A 16,051-nucleotide genomic window follows, 5' to 3' on the forward strand; every position below is an offset into this window, starting at 1 on the left:
CGTCTCGTGAGGCGGGGCTGCGGCACGTGGGGCCGGGGGGAGAACGAACGGGCCCCGTGGGACGCCGTCCGGCGTCCCACGGGGCCCCTCGGATTTCGGGCACCCGCGCGATCAGGCGCGGTAGATCCCCTCGATCTCGTCCGCGAAGTCCTTCGCCACCACGTTCCGCTTCAGCTTCAGCGACGGCGTGATGTGGCCCGCCTCCTCGGTGAACTGGGACGGCAGGACGCGGAACTTCCGGACCGACTCGGCCTTGGACACCGCGGCGTTGCCGTCGTCCACCGCCCGCTGGACCTCGGCGAGCAGGTCGGCGTCGTCGCGCAGCGACGCGGCCGTCGCGCCCGCGGGCTTGCCGTGCTCGGCCGCCCAGCGGCCCAGGAACTCCTCGTCCAGGGTGACGAGCGCGCCCACGAACGGGCGCCCGTCGCCGACCACCATGCACTCCGCGACCAGCGCGTGCGCGCGGATCCGGTCCTCGATGACCGCCGGGGCGACGTTCTTGCCGCCCGCCGTCACCAGGATCTCCTTCTTCCGGCCGGTGATCGCGAGGTAGCCGTCCTCGTCCAGCGTGCCGATGTCGCCCGTGTGGAACCAGCCGTCCGCCAGCGCCTCGGCCGTCGCCGTCTCGTTCTGCCAGTAGCCCGAGAAGATGTGCTCGCCGTGCAGCAGCACCTCGCCGTCGTCGGCGATCCGCACCACCGAGCCCGGCAGCGGCTGCCCGACCGTACCGATCTTCTGCCGGTCCCACGGGTTGAACGCGGTCGCCGCGCAGGACTCCGTCAGGCCGTAGCCCTCCAGGACCGTGAAGCCGATCCCGCGGAAGAAGTGGCCGAGCCGCTCACCGAGCGGCGCTCCGCCCGAGATCGCGTACTCGCCGCGCCCGCCGAGCACCGCCCGCAGCTTGGAGAAGACCAGCTTGTCGAAGACCTTGTGCTTGAGCCGCAGGCCGAGGGACGGGCCCTGCGGCGTGCCGATCGCCCGGCTGTACGCGATCGCCGTGTGCGCCGCCTTGTCGAAGATCTTGCCCTTGCCGTCGGCCTGGGCCTTCGCCCGGGCCGAGTTGTACACCTTCTCGAAGACACGCGGCACACCGAGGATCAGTGTCGGCCGGAAGGAGGCCAGCTCGTCGGTGAGGTTCTTGATGTCCGGTACGCAGCCCAGCTTGATCGGCGCCATCACCGACGCGATCTCGACGAGCCGCCCGAAGACGTGCGCGGCCGGCAGGAACAGCAGGACCGAGCATTCGCCGGTACGGAAGAGCGGCTTCAGGCGCTCCACCACGTTGCCGCACTCGGCGAAGAACGCGCGGTGCGTCAGCACACAGCCCTTGGGACGGCCGGTGGTGCCCGAGGTGTAGACGATCGTCGCCGGGTCGTCGGCGTGCGCGGTCGACATCCGCTGGTCGAGGAGCTCGTCCGAGATGTCCGCGCCGGTCCCCGCGAGGTGCGCCACCGCGTCGTCGTCGATCTGCCAGATCCCCTTGAGGGCGGGCAGGTTCGCCTGGACCGAGACCACCGCCTCCTGGTGGGCCGCCGTCTCGACGAGGGCGAGCGTGGCGCCCGAGTCGCCGAGGATCCACTGGATCTGCTCCGGCGAGCTGGTCTCGTAGACCGGCACCGTCACCGCGCCCGCGCTCCAGATCGCGAAGTCGAGGAGCACCCACTCGTACCGCGTCCGGGACAGCAGGGCCACGCGGTCGCCCGGCTCGACGCCGGCGGCGATCAGGCCCTTCGCCGCCTCGCGGACCTCGGCGAGGAACTGCTTGGCGGTGACGTCCGTCCAAACGCCGGCCACCTTGCGTCCCATCACGGCGGTGTCTGGGTGCTGAGTGGCGTTGCGGCGGATGAGATCCGTCAGGTTGCCGTCCGAGGGGACCTCGTACAGGGCCGGAAGGCTGAACTCGCGCAAGACTGCTGCTCCTCATCGGGCGCCGGCGCCACGGCTCTGTGTGAATGCACCGGTGCGGTCCAAGATCGGGCAGGTGCTCAGTGGGGTGAGCACAACTGGACTGCCCGGACGTTACCCATCAGTACTGGGTTCCCGATAGGGGGTCCTGGCCAGATGTTCCATGCGTCACACAGCTGTGGCGATGCTTCGCGCACAGTAGTCCACAGCTTTGACGACTCGGAAGTAACCGCAGGTCCGACGCCCTACGCTGAACCGCATGAGGATCAACGTGGTCAGCGACGTACACGGGAACAGCGGGGCCCTCGCCAAGGCGGGGCAGGGCGCGGACGCCCTGGTCTGTCTGGGTGACCTGGTGCTCTTCCTCGACTACGCCGACCACAGCCGGGGCATCTTCCCGGACCTCTTCGGTGTCGAGAACGCCGACCGAATCGTCGAACTGCGCACCGCGCGACGCTTCGACGAGGCGCGTGACCTGGGACGACGCCTCTGGTCCGAGCTCGCCGTGGACCGCGACACCGCGATCGAGTCCGCGGTCCGCCGCCAGTACGAGGAGCTCTTCGCGGCCTTCCCGAACCCCACGTACGCGACGTACGGAAACGTCGACATCCCCGGCCTGTGGTCCGAGTACGCCCGCCCCGGGACGACGGTCCTGGACGGTGAGCGGGTCGAGCTCGACGGACTGGTGTTCGGCTTCGTCGGCGGCGGGCTGCGGACGGCGATGCGGACGCCGTACGAGATCTCCGACGAGGAGTACGCGGCGAAGGTGGAGGCCCTCGGCGAGGTCGACGTGCTCTGCAGCCACATCCCGCCGGACGTGCCGGAGCTGACGTACGACACCGTGCCGAGGCGCTTCGAGCGCGGCAGCCGGGCGCTGCTCGACGCGATACGGCGCACGCGGCCGCGGTACGCGCTCTTCGGCCACGTCCACCAGCCGCTGGCGCGGCGGATGCGGGTCGGGCGCACGGAATGCGTGAACGTCGGCCACTTCGCGGCGACGGGCAGGCCGTGGACGCTGGAGTGGTGACGGGCGTTCGGTGACGGCGCGATAGCCTTCGGTCGGCACGTTCGTGCCCCTTACGACTTCCGCCGGACCGCACAGTGGAGGAGCCACCACGATGGCCGAACACACCAGCTCGAGCATCACCATCGAGGCGGCGCCGGCCGACGTCATGAGCGTCATCGCCGACTTCGCGCGCTACCCCGAGTGGACGGGCGAGGTGAAGGAGGCCGAGGTCCTGGAGAAGGACGCGGCCGGCCGCGCGGAGAAGGTCCGGCTGCTGCTCGACGCGGGCGCGATCAAGGACGACCACACGCTGGCGTACACCTGGACCGGCGACGACGAGGTCTCCTGGACGCTGGTCAAGTCCCAGATGCTCCGCGCGCTCGACGGCTCCTACCGGCTGGCGCCGGCGGGCGGCGGGACGCGGACCGAGGTCACGTACCAGCTGACGGTGGACGTGAAGATCCCGATGCTGGGAATGATCAAGCGCAAGGCGGAGAAGGTCATCATCGACCGTGCGCTGGCGGGCCTGAAGAAGCGAGTCGAATCAGGCGCGTAGCCCTCACGGGACGCCCGCGCCGGTTTGTGGGCGGTGGGGACCGGCCCTGTTGAGGGCCCGGGCGGGTGGGCCTCGGGGCGGCGGTAACGTCTGGGGCATGGGGATCATGCTTGTCACCGGCGCCGGCGGCGCCGGCCGCACCACCGTCGCCACCGCCGCCGCCCTCGCCGAAGCCCACGCCGGACGACGCGTCCTGCTCGTCTCCGCCGAGGCCGACGAGGGCCTCGGCGTCGACATCCTCCGGCCGAGCCCCGCCGCCGACTTCCGGCGCGAGTTCCTCGCCCTGCAGGAGCGCTCGACCGCCGCCTTCGACCTCCTCGGCGCCACCCCCTTCGAGGACGCCGAGCTCACCGAACTCCCCGGCAGCGCCCCCTTCGCCCTCCTCCGCGCGCTGCGCGACGCCGCCGCACAGGACCGGGACCTCGTCGTCGTCGACCTGCCCCCGCTCCTGGACGCCCTCGCCCTCCTCGCCCTGCCCGAGCAGCTGCGCCGCTACCTCCGCCGGCTCCTGCCGCCCGAACGGCAGGCCGCCCGCGCCCTGCGCCCCATGCTGGCCCAGCTCGCCGGCGTCCCCATGCCCGCGCAGTGGCTCTTCGAGACGACCGCCCGCTGGGAGGCCGAGCTCGCCGCCGTCCAGGCCGTCGTCGACGCCCCCACCACCGGCGTCCGCCTCGTCGTCGAGCCGGGGCCCGCCGCCGCCGATACCCTGCGCACCGCCCGCCTCGGGCTCGCGCTCCACGGCCTCACCCTCGACACCGTCGTCGCCAACAAGCTGCTCCCCGCCGAGTCGGCCGACCCCTGGTTCGCCGCGCTGACCGCCCAGCAGCACGAGCACCTGGCCCGGCTCCGTACCGGACACGACGGAGTCGTCCACGCGCTCCCGCACCTCGGCCGGGACCCCCGCGGCCCCGAGGACCTCGCCCTGCTCGCGGTGGACGCCAAGCCCGTCGCGGCCCCGGAGTGGACCGTCGAGGACCGCCGCGCCGAGGACGGCATCCTGGTCTGGCACATCCCGCTGCCGGGCGCCGTCAAGGAAGAGCTGTCCCTCGTCCGCCGGGGCGACGAACTGCTCCTCGCCGTCGGGCCGTTCCGCCGCAACGTCCCGTTGCCGGCGGCCCTGCGCCGCTGCACGGTCGCCGGTGCCGGGCTGGTCGACGGCGATCTCCGGATCAGGTTCACCCCGGACACCGGCCTCTGGCCGAAGCGGCCGTAGCGCAGAAGTGGCCGCAGCGGCCACGGCTCCGTAGCCCCCCGAGGCCCCGGCGCCGTGTACCGTCGACGGTATAAGCCGTAAGGAGTACGCCATGAGCGATTCGGATGCCTGGGCCAAGGCGTGCGCCGAGGACCTGGAGGCCGAGAAGGCCCGCCGCCGCGCCGCGGCCGGCCAGGAGCCCGGCCCGGCCGCCGAGGAGTTCCGCAAGCTCTTCGACGCCGTCGCCGAGAAGGTCTCCACGCTGCGCAACCCGCTGATGGGCATGGCCGCCCAGGGCACGGTGCAGCAGTTCGTCAACCAGGCGAAGGCCGCCGTCGAGCCGATCATCGAGCGCAACCCGCAGGTCTTCGACCACCTCGCCGCGGCCGGCAACGAGCTGCTCGCCGCGTACCGCTCGGCGGTCGAGAACCACGAGACGCGCTGGACGCGCGACGAGCCGGACGACCCGCGCAGGGAGACCCCGGCCGAGCGGACCGAGGACACGAAGAGGGACGACGAGGGGCCCGGAACCGGGCAGCACATCGACCTGGACTGATCAGGACGGTCGGCCCCCTCGGGTACGGTTGGCCTTAGCGGGGCTCGACCGAAAACTGAGGGACACATGGGACTCACCATCGGCGTCGACATCGGCGGCACGAAGATCGCGGCCGGCGTGGTCGACGAGGAGGGCAACATCCTCGACACGCACAAGGTGCCCACCCCGCCGACCCCCGAAGGCATCGTCGACGCCATCTGCGCCGCTGTCTCCGAGGCCGGCAAGGGCCACGAGATCGAGGCTGTGGGCATCGGTGCCGCGGGCTACGTCGACGACAAGCGCGCCACCGTCCTCTTCGCGCCGAACATCGACTGGCGGCACGAGCCGCTGAAGGACAAGGTCGAGCAGCGGGTCGGTCTGCCGGTCGTCGTCGAGAACGACGCGAACGCGGCGGCCTGGGGCGAGTACAAGTTCGGCGCGGGCAAGGGCCACGAGGACGTCATCTGCATCACGCTGGGCACCGGCCTCGGCGGCGGCATCATCATCGGCAACAAGCTGCGCCGCGGACGCTTCGGCGTGGCGGCTGAGTTCGGCCACATCCGGGTCGTCCCGGACGGTCTGCTCTGCGGCTGCGGAAGCCAGGGCTGCTGGGAGCAGTACGCCTCCGGGCGCGCGCTCGTCCGGTACGCCAAGCAGCGCGCCAACGCCACCCCCGAGCGGGCCCAGGTCCTCCTCGGCCTCGGCGACGGCACCGTCGGGGGCATCGAGGGCAAGCACATCAGCCAGGCCGCCCGCGCCGGCGACCCGGTGGCCGTCGACTCCTTCCGCGAGCTGGCCCGCTGGGCCGGCGCCGGCCTCGCCGACCTCGCCTCGCTCTTCGACCCGTCCGCATTCATCGTCGGCGGCGGCGTCTCCGACGAGGGCGAGCTGGTCCTCGACCCGATCCGGAAGTCCTTCCGGCGCTGGCTGATCGGCGGCCAGTGGCGGCCGCACGCCCAGGTCCTGGCCGCCCAGCTCGGCGGCAAGGCCGGCCTGGTCGGCGCGGCCGACCTGGCCCGCCAGGGCTAGCTTTCCCGGCACACCGACACCCGCCCGCCGCGTCCTCCCGGGACCGGCGGGCGGGTGTCGTATGTTGCTGGGCATGGCGATCACCCCGTTGCCCAACTCCCGTACCGAGGCGGACGGTTCGGCCGTCCTCCGGGTCCTCAGCTACAACGTCCGCTCGATGCGGGACGACGAGGACGCCCTCGCCCGGGTCATCCGGGCCTGCGCGCCCGACCTCGTCTTCGTCCAGGAGGCACCGCGGTTCTTCCGCTGGCGCAAGCACGCCGCCCGGCTCGCCGCGAAGAGCGAACTCGTCCTGCTCAGCGGTGGCGCGACCGCCGCCGGGCCGCTGCTGATGTGTTCGCTGCGGGCCACCGTGGAACGCACGGAGGACGTGCTGCTGCCCCTCACTCCCGGCCTGCACCGGCGCGGCTTCGCCACCGCGGTCGTACGGTTCGCGGGTGCCCGGGTCGGCCTGATCAGCTGCCATCTGAGTCTGCGGAGCGAGGAACGGTACGCCCAGTCCGGGATGCTCCTGGACCGGGTGGCCGCCATGGACGCCCCGCACACGATCGTGGCCGGAGACCTCAACGAGCGCCCCGGCGGCCGGAGTTTCACCCGGCTCGCGAAGGAGTTGCAGGACGGCTGGGCGGTCAGCCCCTGGGGCGGCGAGTACACGTCGACGCCCGACGACCCGCATCAGCGCATCGACGCGATCCTCGCCACGCCCGGGGTGGAGTTCCTGGGCTGTGGCGTACCGCAGGACCTCGATCCGGCGGACCTCCGGGCGGCCACGGACCACCTGCCGGTCCTGGCCGCCGTACGGATCCCGGCCTCCTGACCCCGGTCGGGCGGCAAGTGCCAGGCGGGGACGGGCCGCGGCCGGAAACGCGACGGCCCCCGCCGGACCGAGGCGGGGGCCGTCGTACGCGAGGGTGGCGCACCCTACGCGAGGGTGTACGCCGTCACACGACCGCGCCGCGGCCCGGGTCGTCGAAGTCGTCGTCCTCGTCGTCGTGGCGCATCCGGGCGACCAGCGTCGCGAAGCCGCCCAGGAAGCCGCCCACGCACACCGTGGTCAGCCACCACGTCATGTCCCACCGGAGCAGCACGGCGAGGAGCATGAGGACCGGGCCGCCGACGACGCCCAGCCACGCGAACTTGGTCGTCGCGTCCGCCTCCGGCAGCGGCGGCGGCTCCGGCGGGACGAAGTGGCCCTCGCCGTCGTCGTCGCCCTTCTTCCCCGCCTTCCCGCCGCCCTCGGCGGCAGCCCCGGCGTCCGGGTCCGCGAGCTCGTAGTCCCGGGGGCCGCCGCCGGCCACGCCCACACCCACCCCGGGGGCGAAGACGACCGAGCTGCCCAGCGCGGGTCTGGCGGGTCCTTCGCGGTCCCCGTCCCCGTCCCCGTCCCCGTCCTCGTCCTCGTCGTCTTCGTCGTTCTCGTCCTCGGCGGCGTCCGCCGCGCCGTCCGCGTCACCGCCGTCCTGGGGGTCCACCGGCTCCGGGAGCGCCAGATCCTCCACCGACCGGAACGGCCTCGCCCCCGGAGGGTCCACCGGCTCCTCGCCGTACCCCGCGACGATCGCGGCCCAGGCCGCCTCCTCGTCGATGGGCTGGGGGTCGCCGCGCTCCCCGTCCTGCTGCTCAGCCACCGCTCGTGCTCCCCTTCTCACCGACCACGTCCGGAGCGAGCCGGCCCACGAAGGCCAGGCTCTCCTCGAAAATCCGCTCCGCGTCATGGTCCAACGTCGCCACGTGGTAGCTCTGTTCCAGCAGGATCTCCGTCACGTCCGTCGAGGAGATCCGGCTCAGGATCCGTGCCGTGTCGGCGGGCGGCACCACGTGGTCCTGCGGGCTGTGCAGGATCACCACCGGCTGCGTGACCTGGGGGAGCTCGGCATCCACCGTCTGGAACAGCCGGCGCAGGGAGTGCGCCGCGTGCAGCGGCACCCGGTCGTAGCCGAGCTCCGTCACGCCCTCCTTGGCGATGTCGCTCGCGATGCCGTTCGTCGAGCGGACGAAGTGGCGGACGACCGGCAGCGCGTGCGCCGCGACGCCGTGCACCTTGTTGCCCGGGTTCACCAGGACCATGCCCCGTACCGCGTCGCCGTGCTTGGCCGCGAGGCGCAGCGCCAGCGCCCCGCCCATGGAGAGACCGAAGACGAAGACCTGCTCGCACCGGGCGAGCAGCTCGCGCAGCTCCCGGTCCACCTCCGCGTACCAGTCGTGCCAGGTGGTGAGCTGCATGTCCTCCCACCGCGTGCCGTGACCGGGCAGCAGTGGCACCGACACCGTCAGTCCGCGCTCGGCCAGGTACTCGGCCCAGGGGCGCATCGACTGCGGGGAACCGGTGAATCCGTGACAGAGAAGGACGCCGACCTTGCCGCCCTCGTGGCGGTACGGCTCGGCTCCAGGAAGGACCGGCACCGGGGTCTCCTGTTCGGGGGGTTTCGGCTTCGAGGAGGACGAGGCTTCGACGAAGCGACGACAAAAGGGGAAGGCCTTCACGGTACGCGACCGGACCGACACCGACCAGGTCCGTATCCACGAAGGTGCCACGCTCACGGCCGCACCCGCGAGGGCGGGCGCGAAAAGGCGGGATAAGGTCTGTCCGACGGCACACGGAAGGTACTCGAGTTGATCTACGGCGCAATGAAGTTCTCCATCGGAGGGTCACTGAAGCTCGCCTTCAGGCCGTGGGTGGAGGGCCTCGAGAACATTCCCGCCGAGGGGCCGGCGATCCTCGCGAGCAACCATCTCTCCTTCTCGGACTCCTTCTTCCTGCCGGCCGTCCTCGACCGCAAGGTCACCTTCATCGCCAAGGCCGAGTACTTCACCTCGCCCGGAGTGAAGGGCAAGCTCACCGCCGCCTTCTTCAAGGGTGTCGGCCAGCTCCCCGTGGACCGCTCCGGCGCCCGTGGCGCGGGCGAGGCGGCGATCAAGGCCGGCATAGAGGTCATCGAGAAGGGCGGGCTCTTCGGCATCTACCCCGAGGGCACCCGCTCGCCCGACGGCCGGCTCTACCGGGGCAAGCCCGGCGGCCTCGCGCGCGTTGCGCTGGCCACCGGCGCGCCGGTCATCCCGGTCGCCATGATCGACACCGAGAAGATCCAGCCGCCCGGCAAGGTCGTCCCCAAGCTGATGCGCCCGGGGATCCGGATCGGCAAGCCGCTCGACTTCAGCCGCTACCACGGCATGGAGGGTGACCGCTTCATCCTCCGCTCGGTGACCGACGAGGTCATGTACGAGATCATGAAGCTGTCCGGCCAGGAGTATGTCGACATCTACGCGACGGCCGCCAAGCGCCAGATCGCGGAGGCCGAGAAGGCCGCCAAGGAGGCCGTCAAGGCCGAGATCGCGGCACGGGAAGAGTCCGGCGCCTGATCCTCGCGTAGCGGGGGGCGCCCGGGGGGTGGGGGAGATGGCCAAGCGCGAGCGTGTCGTGCGGATGTCGGTCGAGCAGCCGCTGTGGCGCGCGCTCACCGCGTACCGCGTCGGAACGATGGTCTACGCCGTTCTGATCTTCGTCTTCGCCCGGGACCGCTACGAGCGGCCCTGGGTAGCCGTCGCCTTCCTCGCGGTCATGTGCGTCTGGACCCTCGCCACCCTGCCCAAGGTGGCGAACGCGGCCAGCTGCACCAAGCGCTTCCTCATCGCCGACCTCACCGTCGCGCTGACCGGCATCCTGCTCACCCCGCTCGCGGACCAGCACGCCCAGTCGGTCGACGGGCCCACCCTGCCGACGATATGGACCGCCGGAGCCGTCCTCGCGTACGCGATCAAGGGCGGCTGGCGCTGGGCCGGCTTCGCCTCCTCGCTGGTCGCCGTCGCCAACATCATCGAACGTTCCCACCCCACCCGGGACACCCTCCACAACGTCCTGCTGGTGTGGGTGGCGTCCATCGCCATCGGCTACGTCGTCGAGGTCGCCCGCGCCTCCGAACGGACCCTCGCCCGCGCCCTGGAGATCGAGGCCGCGACCCGGGAGCGGGAGCGCCTCGCCCGGGACATCCACGACAGCGTCCTGCAGGTCCTGGCGATGGTGCAGCGACGCGGTACGGCGCTGGGCGGCGAGGCCGCCGAGCTGGGCCGGATGGCGGGCGAGCAGGAGATCGCCCTGCGCACCCTGGTGGCCGGCGGGCTGAACAGGCCGTCGCTCGTCTCGGAGGACGAGTCCCAAGGTGCGGTGGTCCGCGTCGTCGAGGAGCCGGACGACGACGCCCCGGTCGATCTGCGCGCCCTGCTCGTCCCGCGCGCCGGGGCGAAGGTGACGCTCTCGGACCCGGGCGCCCCGGTCCTGCTGCCGCGCGCCGCCGGCCGTGAGCTGGCCGCCGCCGTCGGAGCCGCCCTGGACAACGTCCGGGTGCACGCGGGCGAGGACGCGCGGGCGTGGATCCTCGTCGAGGACTGGCCGGACGAGGTGATCGTGACGGTACGGGACGACGGGCCGGGCATCCCGGAGGGGCGGCTCGCGCAGGCGGAGGGCGAAGGACGGATGGGCGTCGCGCTCTCCATCCGCGGCAGACTGCGCGACCTGGGCGGCACGGCCGAGCTGATCTCGGTACCGGGCCAGGGCACGGAAGTGGAACTGAAGGTCCCGAGGGGCACACGCCCGACGGGCGCACGGGGGAAGGCGGGAACGAGATGAGCGAGCAGCAGATCGAGCAGCAGCGGATCAAGGTGATGGTCGTCGACGACCATCCGATGTGGCGGGACGCGGTCGCCCGCGACCTGGCCGAGGCCGGGTTCGACGTGGTGGCCACCGCGGGCGACGGCGAGCAGGCCGTGCGGCGCGCCGGGGCGGTCGTCCCGGACGTGCTCGTCCTCGACCTCAACCTGCCCGCCAAGCCGGGGGTCAAGGTCTGCAAGGAGCTGGTCGGCGCCATGCCCGCGCTGCGGGTCCTGGTCCTCTCCGCGAGCGGCGAGCACGCCGACGTCCTGGAGGCGGTCAAGTCCGGCGCCACCGGCTATCTGCTGAAGTCGGCCAGCACGGCCGAGCTGATCGACGCGGTACGCCGCACGGCGGCGGGCGACCCCGTCTTCACCCCCGGTCTCGCGGGCCTGGTCCTCGGCGAGTACCGCAGGCTGGCCTCCGAGCCCGCTCCGGCCGTCGGCGCGGACGAGCGCAAGGCGCCCGAGCTGACCGAGCGTGAGACCGAGGTGCTGCGGCTCGTGGCCAAGGGCCTGAGCTACAAGCAGATCGCCGAACGTCTGGTGATCTCGCACCGGACGGTGCAGAACCACGTCCAGAACACGCTCGGCAAGCTCCAGCTGCACAACCGGGTGGAGCTCGTCCGGTACGCGATCGAGCGCGGTCTCGACGACGCCTGAGGCCGCCGCCGAGGCCCTTCCGCAGCCGCGCCCGGGCGCCCGGGCGCGGAGCCGTACGCCCGTACGGCGCAGGACAATTCACCCTCCGTGCCGTGTCGAAGTGACCCACGTCACTACTAGCGTGGGTCGCGCATCCCGTCCGCACGGCGAAGGAGAGGTCCATGCGCGTCGGCGTACTGACCGGAGGCGGCGACTGCCCCGGTCTCAACGCGGTCATCCGCGCCATCGTCCGCAAGGGCGTCCAGGAGTACGACTACGAGTTCACCGGCTTCCGTGACGGCTGGCGCGGCCCCCTGGAAGGCGTCGCCGTACCGCTCGACATCCCCACCGTCCGGGGCATCCTGCCGCGCGGCGGCACGATCCTCGGCTCCTCCCGCACCAATCCGCTCACCGCCGAGAACGGCATCCGCCGGATCAAGGAGAACCTCGCCAAGTTCGAGATCGACGCGCTGATCGCGATCGGCGGCGAGGACACCCTCGGTGCGGCCGCCCGGCTGGTCGACGAGTACGGCGTCCGCTGCGTGGGCGTCCCCAAGACGATCGACAACGACCTGTCCGCCACCGACTACACCTTCGGCTTCGACACGGCCGTCGGCATCGCCACCGAGGCGATCGACCGGCTGCACACCACCGCCGAGTCCCACATGCGGGTCCTGGTGGTCGAGGTGATGGGCCGTCATGCCGGCTGGATCGCGCTGCACTCCGGTCTCGCGGGCGGCGCCAACGTCATCCTCATCCCCGAGCAGCGCTTCGACCTCGACCAGGTCTGCGCCTGGGTCACCTCCCGCTTCAAGGCCACCTACGCCCCGATCGTGGTGGTCGCCGAGGGGGCGATGCCCCGGGACGGCGACATGGTCCTCAAGGACGGCACGCTCGACTCGTACGGACACGTCCGGCTCTCCGGTGTGGGCGAGTGGCTCGCCAAGGAGATCGAGAAGCGGACGGGCCACGAGGCCAGGACCACCGTCCTCGGCCATGTGCAGCGCGGCGGCACGCCCAGCGCCTTCGACCGCTGGCTCGCCACCCGGTTCGGTCTGCACGCCATCGACGCCGTCCGCGACGGGGCCTGGGGGCAGATGGTCGCCCTGCGTGGCACCGACATCGTCCGCGTTCCCATCGCCGAGGCCACCGCGCGGCTGAAGACGGTCGATCCGGAGCTGTACACGGAGGTGGGCGTCTTCTTCGGCTGAGCGGCACCGGCGCCGGCGTCGCGCGGTCGGCGGGGCAGGCGGGGCCGAGCGCCGGTGTTCCGGCCGGTCTGCCGTCCCGGCCTGCGGTGCGGACCGCTCCCGGGGTCGTATATTCGCTGGTACCCGACAATTCCGGCGAAACCCCGGGAGGGGATCCGTGGACATCCTGGCATTCGGTGTGCAGGCCGACGAGAAGCCGCTGATCGAGAAGGCCTTCGCCGGACTCCACGACGTCCGCTGCCTGGACGTGTTCCTCACCGAGGTCACCGCCCGCATCGCGACGGGCCACGAGATCGTCTCCACGAGCGTCAACGCCGACCTCGGCGAGGGTGTCCTGCGCACCCTCGCCGCCGGCGGCACGAAGCTCATCGCCCAGCGCTCCACCGGCTTCAACAACATCGACCTCGACGTCGCCGAGCGCCTCGGCCTGACCGTCGCCCGCGTCTCGTACTACTCCCCGTACTCCGTCGCCGAGTTCGCCTGGACCCTGGCCATGGCCGTGAACCGGCGGATCGTCCGCGCCTCCAACCGGACCCGCGACTTCGACTTCCGGCTCGACGGACTGATGGGCCGTGCCCTGCGCGGCCGTACGGTCGGCGTCCTCGGCACCGGGAAGATCGGCGAGGCGTTCACCCGGATCGCCCACGGCTTCGGCATGCGCCTGCTCGGCTGGGACGTAGCCGAGAACCCCGCCTGTCTCGAACTCGGCATGAAGTACGTGGAGAAGGAGCGGCTCCTCGCCGAGTCCGACCTCGTCAGCCTGCACGTACCGCTGCTCCCCGCCACCCGGCACCTGCTCGACGCCGCCGCGCTCAGGACGATGAAGGACGACGCCATCCTCGTGAACTCCAGCCGCGGCGGCCTCGTCGACACCGACGCGCTGGTGGCCGAGCTCCGCGCCGGCCGGTTCACCGGCGTGGGACTCGACGTGTACGAGGCGGAGGCCGGGCTCTTCTTCCTCGACAGGTCGCTGGAGGTCGTCGAGGACGACACCCTGGCCCGCCTGGTGACCTTCCCGAACGTGGTGGTCACCTCGCACCAGGCGTACTACACGGTCGACGCGGTCGGTCAGATCATCGACACGACCGTCCAGAACGTCCTCGACTACACCGCCGGGCGGCGCAGCGAGAACGTCCTGGTCCCGGCCGCCTCCTCCTAGACCAGCACCCCGGCGAGCAGGGACGCCGTCACCGCCGCCCCCTCCATCGTCAGCACCGACTCCGGGTGGAACTGGACGCCCGCGAAGCCGGGGCCGCGGAGCGCGTGGACCTCGTCCGTCTCCCCGTCCCGGCTCACCTCGATGCGGTGCAGGGCCAGTTCGGTGGCGGTCCGGTCGTCGCAGCGGGCCGTGAAGCTGTTGTAGAAGCCGACCGTCTGCTCCTGCCCGAAGAGATCGATCCGCACCTGCGCCCCCTGGAACGGGGTGCGCTTGCGGACGATCTCCAGGCCCAGTTCGGCCGCGATCAGCTCATGACCGAGGCAGACGCCCAAGAGACAGGGGCGGCCCGAAGGGCCTCGATCAGGGGTGGTGGCCGGGTGACGGGCGGGCCCGTGCCGGTGGTCCCGGACGAGATCGGCCGTCAGCCCGCGCAGGAAGCGCATCTTCGGATCGGCGGCGTCCGACGGATCCCCCGGCCCGGGGCCGAGCACCACCGGACCACGGTGGGCGAGCGCGAGCTCCCGCAGCCCCGGTTCGTCGTAGCGGACGACGGAGACCTCCAGGCCGGACGAGCGCAGCAGATGCGCCAGCATCGCGGTGAAGGTGTCCTCCGCGTCGATCACCAGCGCGTGGCCGGCCAGCTCGGCCGAACGCACCTGCATCCGCAGCCAGAACGGCGCGAGGTCGGCCCTCCGGGCGTCCAGTGCCGCCCGTACCCGCGGATCGTCCGCCAGCCGGGGAGCGACCGGCGACTCGTCACGCGGCCGCCCCTCCCGCACCCCCAGCGCGGCGAGCACGCCCGCCGCCTTGGCGTGCGTCTCGGCGACCTCGCCCGCCGGGTCCGAGTGCCGTACCAGCGTCGCGCCCACCGGCACCCGCAGCCGCCCGTCCCCGGAGATGTCGGCGGTCCGGATCAGGATGGGGGAGTCCAGGGTCTGCGCCCCGCTCCCGTCGGTGCCGAGCAGGGCCAGAGCGCCCGCGTAGTAGCCGCGCCCCCCGGCCTCGTGCCGCTCGATCACCCGGCAGGCGTTCTGCACGGGCGAACCCGTGACGGTCGCCGCGAACATCGTCTCCCGCAGCACCTCCCGCACGTCGAGTGACGAACGGCCCCGCAACTCGTACTCGGTGTGCGCGAGATGCGCCATCTCCTTGAGCCGTGGCCCGACCACCACCCCGCCCATGTCGCCGACCGTGCACATCATCTTCAGCTCCTCGTCGACCACCATGGAGAGCTCCTCGGTCTCCTTGCGGTCGGCGAGGAACGTCAGCAGATCCTCCGGGGTGGGCGCCGCCCCGGCCGGGTAGCGGTACGTCCCGCTGATCGGGTTCATGACGACCGTTCCGCCCGACATCCGGACGTGCACCTCCGGGCTCGCCCCGACGAGGGTCCGGTCGCCGGTGTGCACGACGAACGTCCAGTACGCGCCCCGCTCACCGGCCAGGAGCCGCCGGAACAGCGCGAGCGCGTCCGCCCGCCCGAAGCCCGGGATCTCCCCGGTGTAGGTCCGGCGGATGACGAAGTTGGCGCCCTCACCGGCGCCGATCTCCTCGTCGATCACCCGCCGCACGGTCTCGGCGTACGCCTCGTCCGACACGTCGAACCCGCCGCCCTCGACACGGACGGCGTGTGCCGGGAGCTGGGCGAGCGCGTCGGCGAGCGGCAGCTCGTACGCCTCCTCGGCGACGAGCACGGAGAGCGGGGTGCCGTCGTCACGCACGTCGAAGCCGCGCTCGCGGATCTGCCGGAACGGCACGAGGGCGAGCGTCGGCAGCGCCCCGACGGGCAGCTCGGCCTCCCGGACCGGGCCGATCAGCACCTCGACGGTGTCGTGGTCGCGGCCGGGGGTGCGCCTGCGGAGCAGGGCGAAGGGCGGGCAGGAGTCGTCGAGGAGACGGGACAGGTCCAGGTCCAGGTCCATGGCGCGTGTTCCTTCCGGTGGATCGGAGAGGAACGGCCCTGGGAAACGCGGAAGGCCGCCCCTCGGGGCGGCCTTTGCGTGTCGTGGAGGTACGCGCAGTCAGTGGGCCGCCGGATGAGCGGTCCACCACCAGTTCTGGGTCGTCTGCGCGAACATGCCTGCACTGTAACGCAGCCGGGCATCGGCAAGGGGCCCGGTTCACACCGCGGACGGTGCGAACCGGGCCCCTCAGCCGTGCGGGCGGACCGGAACC

General features: G+C 72.1%; 16 protein-coding genes. 11 read left to right on the top strand and 5 right to left on the bottom strand.

Translation table 11 applies throughout. The features are described 5' to 3' along the window. Positions 1-111: 111 nt before the first annotated feature. On the bottom strand, positions 112-1,908 hold the full coding sequence (locus tag ACF1G2_RS09980; protein WP_391797807.1) for an AMP-dependent synthetase/ligase: 1,797 nt from the start codon (positions 1,906-1,908) through the stop codon (positions 112-114). Positions 1,909-2,164: 256 nt separating this feature from the next. Here ACF1G2_RS09980 and ACF1G2_RS09985 point away from each other — a divergent pair, with 256 nt between their 5' ends. From ACF1G2_RS09985 to ACF1G2_RS10010, 6 genes are all read left to right on the top strand, one after another. Next, a complete protein-coding gene (locus ACF1G2_RS09985) occupies positions 2,165-2,932 on the top strand; it encodes a metallophosphoesterase (protein WP_391797808.1) in 768 nt (255 codons plus the stop codon). Positions 2,933-3,023: 91 nt separating this feature from the next. After that, a complete protein-coding gene (locus ACF1G2_RS09990) occupies positions 3,024-3,467 on the top strand; it encodes an SRPBCC family protein (RefSeq protein WP_352191848.1) in 444 nt (147 codons plus the stop codon). A 97-nt stretch (positions 3,468-3,564) separates the two neighbouring features. Further along, the gene (locus tag ACF1G2_RS09995) at positions 3,565-4,680 is read left to right on the top strand and encodes an ArsA-related P-loop ATPase (RefSeq protein ID WP_391797809.1); all 1,116 of its coding nucleotides are present in this window, start codon (positions 3,565-3,567) and stop codon (positions 4,678-4,680) included. A 91-nt stretch (positions 4,681-4,771) separates the two neighbouring features. Next, positions 4,772-5,215 (top strand): DUF5304 domain-containing protein, encoded by a 444-nt coding sequence (locus ACF1G2_RS10000; protein ID WP_391797810.1) that lies wholly within the window; start codon positions 4,772-4,774, stop codon positions 5,213-5,215. Between the two features lie 66 nt (positions 5,216-5,281). Next, complete coding sequence (locus ACF1G2_RS10005) at positions 5,282-6,223, top strand: ROK family glucokinase (RefSeq protein ID WP_391797811.1); 942 nt, start codon at positions 5,282-5,284, stop codon at positions 6,221-6,223. A 73-nt stretch (positions 6,224-6,296) separates the two neighbouring features. Further along, positions 6,297-7,040: an endonuclease/exonuclease/phosphatase family protein gene (locus tag ACF1G2_RS10010; protein WP_391797812.1), complete on the top strand. Its 744-nt coding sequence runs from the start codon at positions 6,297-6,299 to the stop codon at positions 7,038-7,040. A 124-nt stretch (positions 7,041-7,164) separates the two neighbouring features. Here ACF1G2_RS10010 and ACF1G2_RS10015 read toward each other — a convergent pair whose 3' ends face one another. Both ACF1G2_RS10015 and ACF1G2_RS10020 read right to left on the bottom strand, forming a co-directional pair. Then, the gene (locus ACF1G2_RS10015) at positions 7,165-7,851 is read right to left on the bottom strand and encodes a hypothetical protein (protein WP_391797813.1); all 687 of its coding nucleotides are present in this window, start codon (positions 7,849-7,851) and stop codon (positions 7,165-7,167) included. Next, positions 7,844-8,626, bottom strand: a complete 783-nt coding sequence (locus ACF1G2_RS10020) for an alpha/beta hydrolase (RefSeq protein WP_391797814.1) — start codon at positions 8,624-8,626, stop codon at positions 7,844-7,846. Before ACF1G2_RS10020 ends, ACF1G2_RS10015 begins: the two co-directional genes overlap by 8 nt. A 225-nt stretch (positions 8,627-8,851) precedes the next feature. On the opposite strand from ACF1G2_RS10020, the gene ACF1G2_RS10025 reads away from it, so the two are divergent. The 5 genes from ACF1G2_RS10025 to ACF1G2_RS10045 all read left to right on the top strand — a co-directional run bounded on the left by ACF1G2_RS10025 (position 8,852) and on the right by ACF1G2_RS10045 (position 13,879). Beyond that, the gene (locus ACF1G2_RS10025; RefSeq protein ID WP_361433551.1) at positions 8,852-9,583 is read left to right on the top strand and encodes a lysophospholipid acyltransferase family protein; all 732 of its coding nucleotides are present in this window, start codon (positions 8,852-8,854) and stop codon (positions 9,581-9,583) included. Between the two features lie 37 nt (positions 9,584-9,620). Then, on the top strand, positions 9,621-10,847 hold the full coding sequence (gene macS / locus ACF1G2_RS10030) for a MacS family sensor histidine kinase (protein ID WP_391797815.1): 1,227 nt from the start codon (positions 9,621-9,623) through the stop codon (positions 10,845-10,847). Then, positions 10,844-11,530 carry a response regulator gene (locus ACF1G2_RS10035; protein ID WP_391797816.1) on the top strand — a complete coding sequence of 229 codons (687 nt, stop codon included), beginning with the start codon at positions 10,844-10,846 and terminating at the stop codon, positions 11,528-11,530. The genes macS and ACF1G2_RS10035 overlap by 4 nt, the downstream gene beginning before the upstream one ends. A 161-nt stretch (positions 11,531-11,691) precedes the next feature. Further along, positions 11,692-12,720 (top strand): 6-phosphofructokinase, encoded by a 1,029-nt coding sequence (locus ACF1G2_RS10040; protein ID WP_391797817.1) that lies wholly within the window; start codon positions 11,692-11,694, stop codon positions 12,718-12,720. Positions 12,721-12,877: 157 nt separating this feature from the next. Next, positions 12,878-13,879 (top strand): 2-hydroxyacid dehydrogenase, encoded by a 1,002-nt coding sequence (locus tag ACF1G2_RS10045; protein ID WP_391797818.1) that lies wholly within the window; start codon positions 12,878-12,880, stop codon positions 13,877-13,879. Here ACF1G2_RS10045 and ACF1G2_RS10050 read toward each other — a convergent pair. Next, complete coding sequence (locus tag ACF1G2_RS10050) at positions 13,876-15,798, bottom strand: anthranilate synthase family protein (protein WP_391797819.1); 1,923 nt, start codon at positions 15,796-15,798, stop codon at positions 13,876-13,878. The two genes, ACF1G2_RS10045 and ACF1G2_RS10050, sit on opposite strands and share 4 nt — an antisense overlap. Before the next feature lie 99 nt (positions 15,799-15,897). Next, positions 15,898-15,954: a trp operon leader peptide gene (locus tag ACF1G2_RS10055; RefSeq protein ID WP_078513512.1), complete on the bottom strand. Its 57-nt coding sequence runs from the start codon at positions 15,952-15,954 to the stop codon at positions 15,898-15,900. Positions 15,955-16,051 lie beyond the last annotated feature (97 nt).

The organism is Streptomyces sp. NPDC013457, assembly GCF_043089925.1.
Classification (GTDB): domain Bacteria; phylum Actinomycetota; class Actinomycetes; order Streptomycetales; family Streptomycetaceae; genus Streptomyces.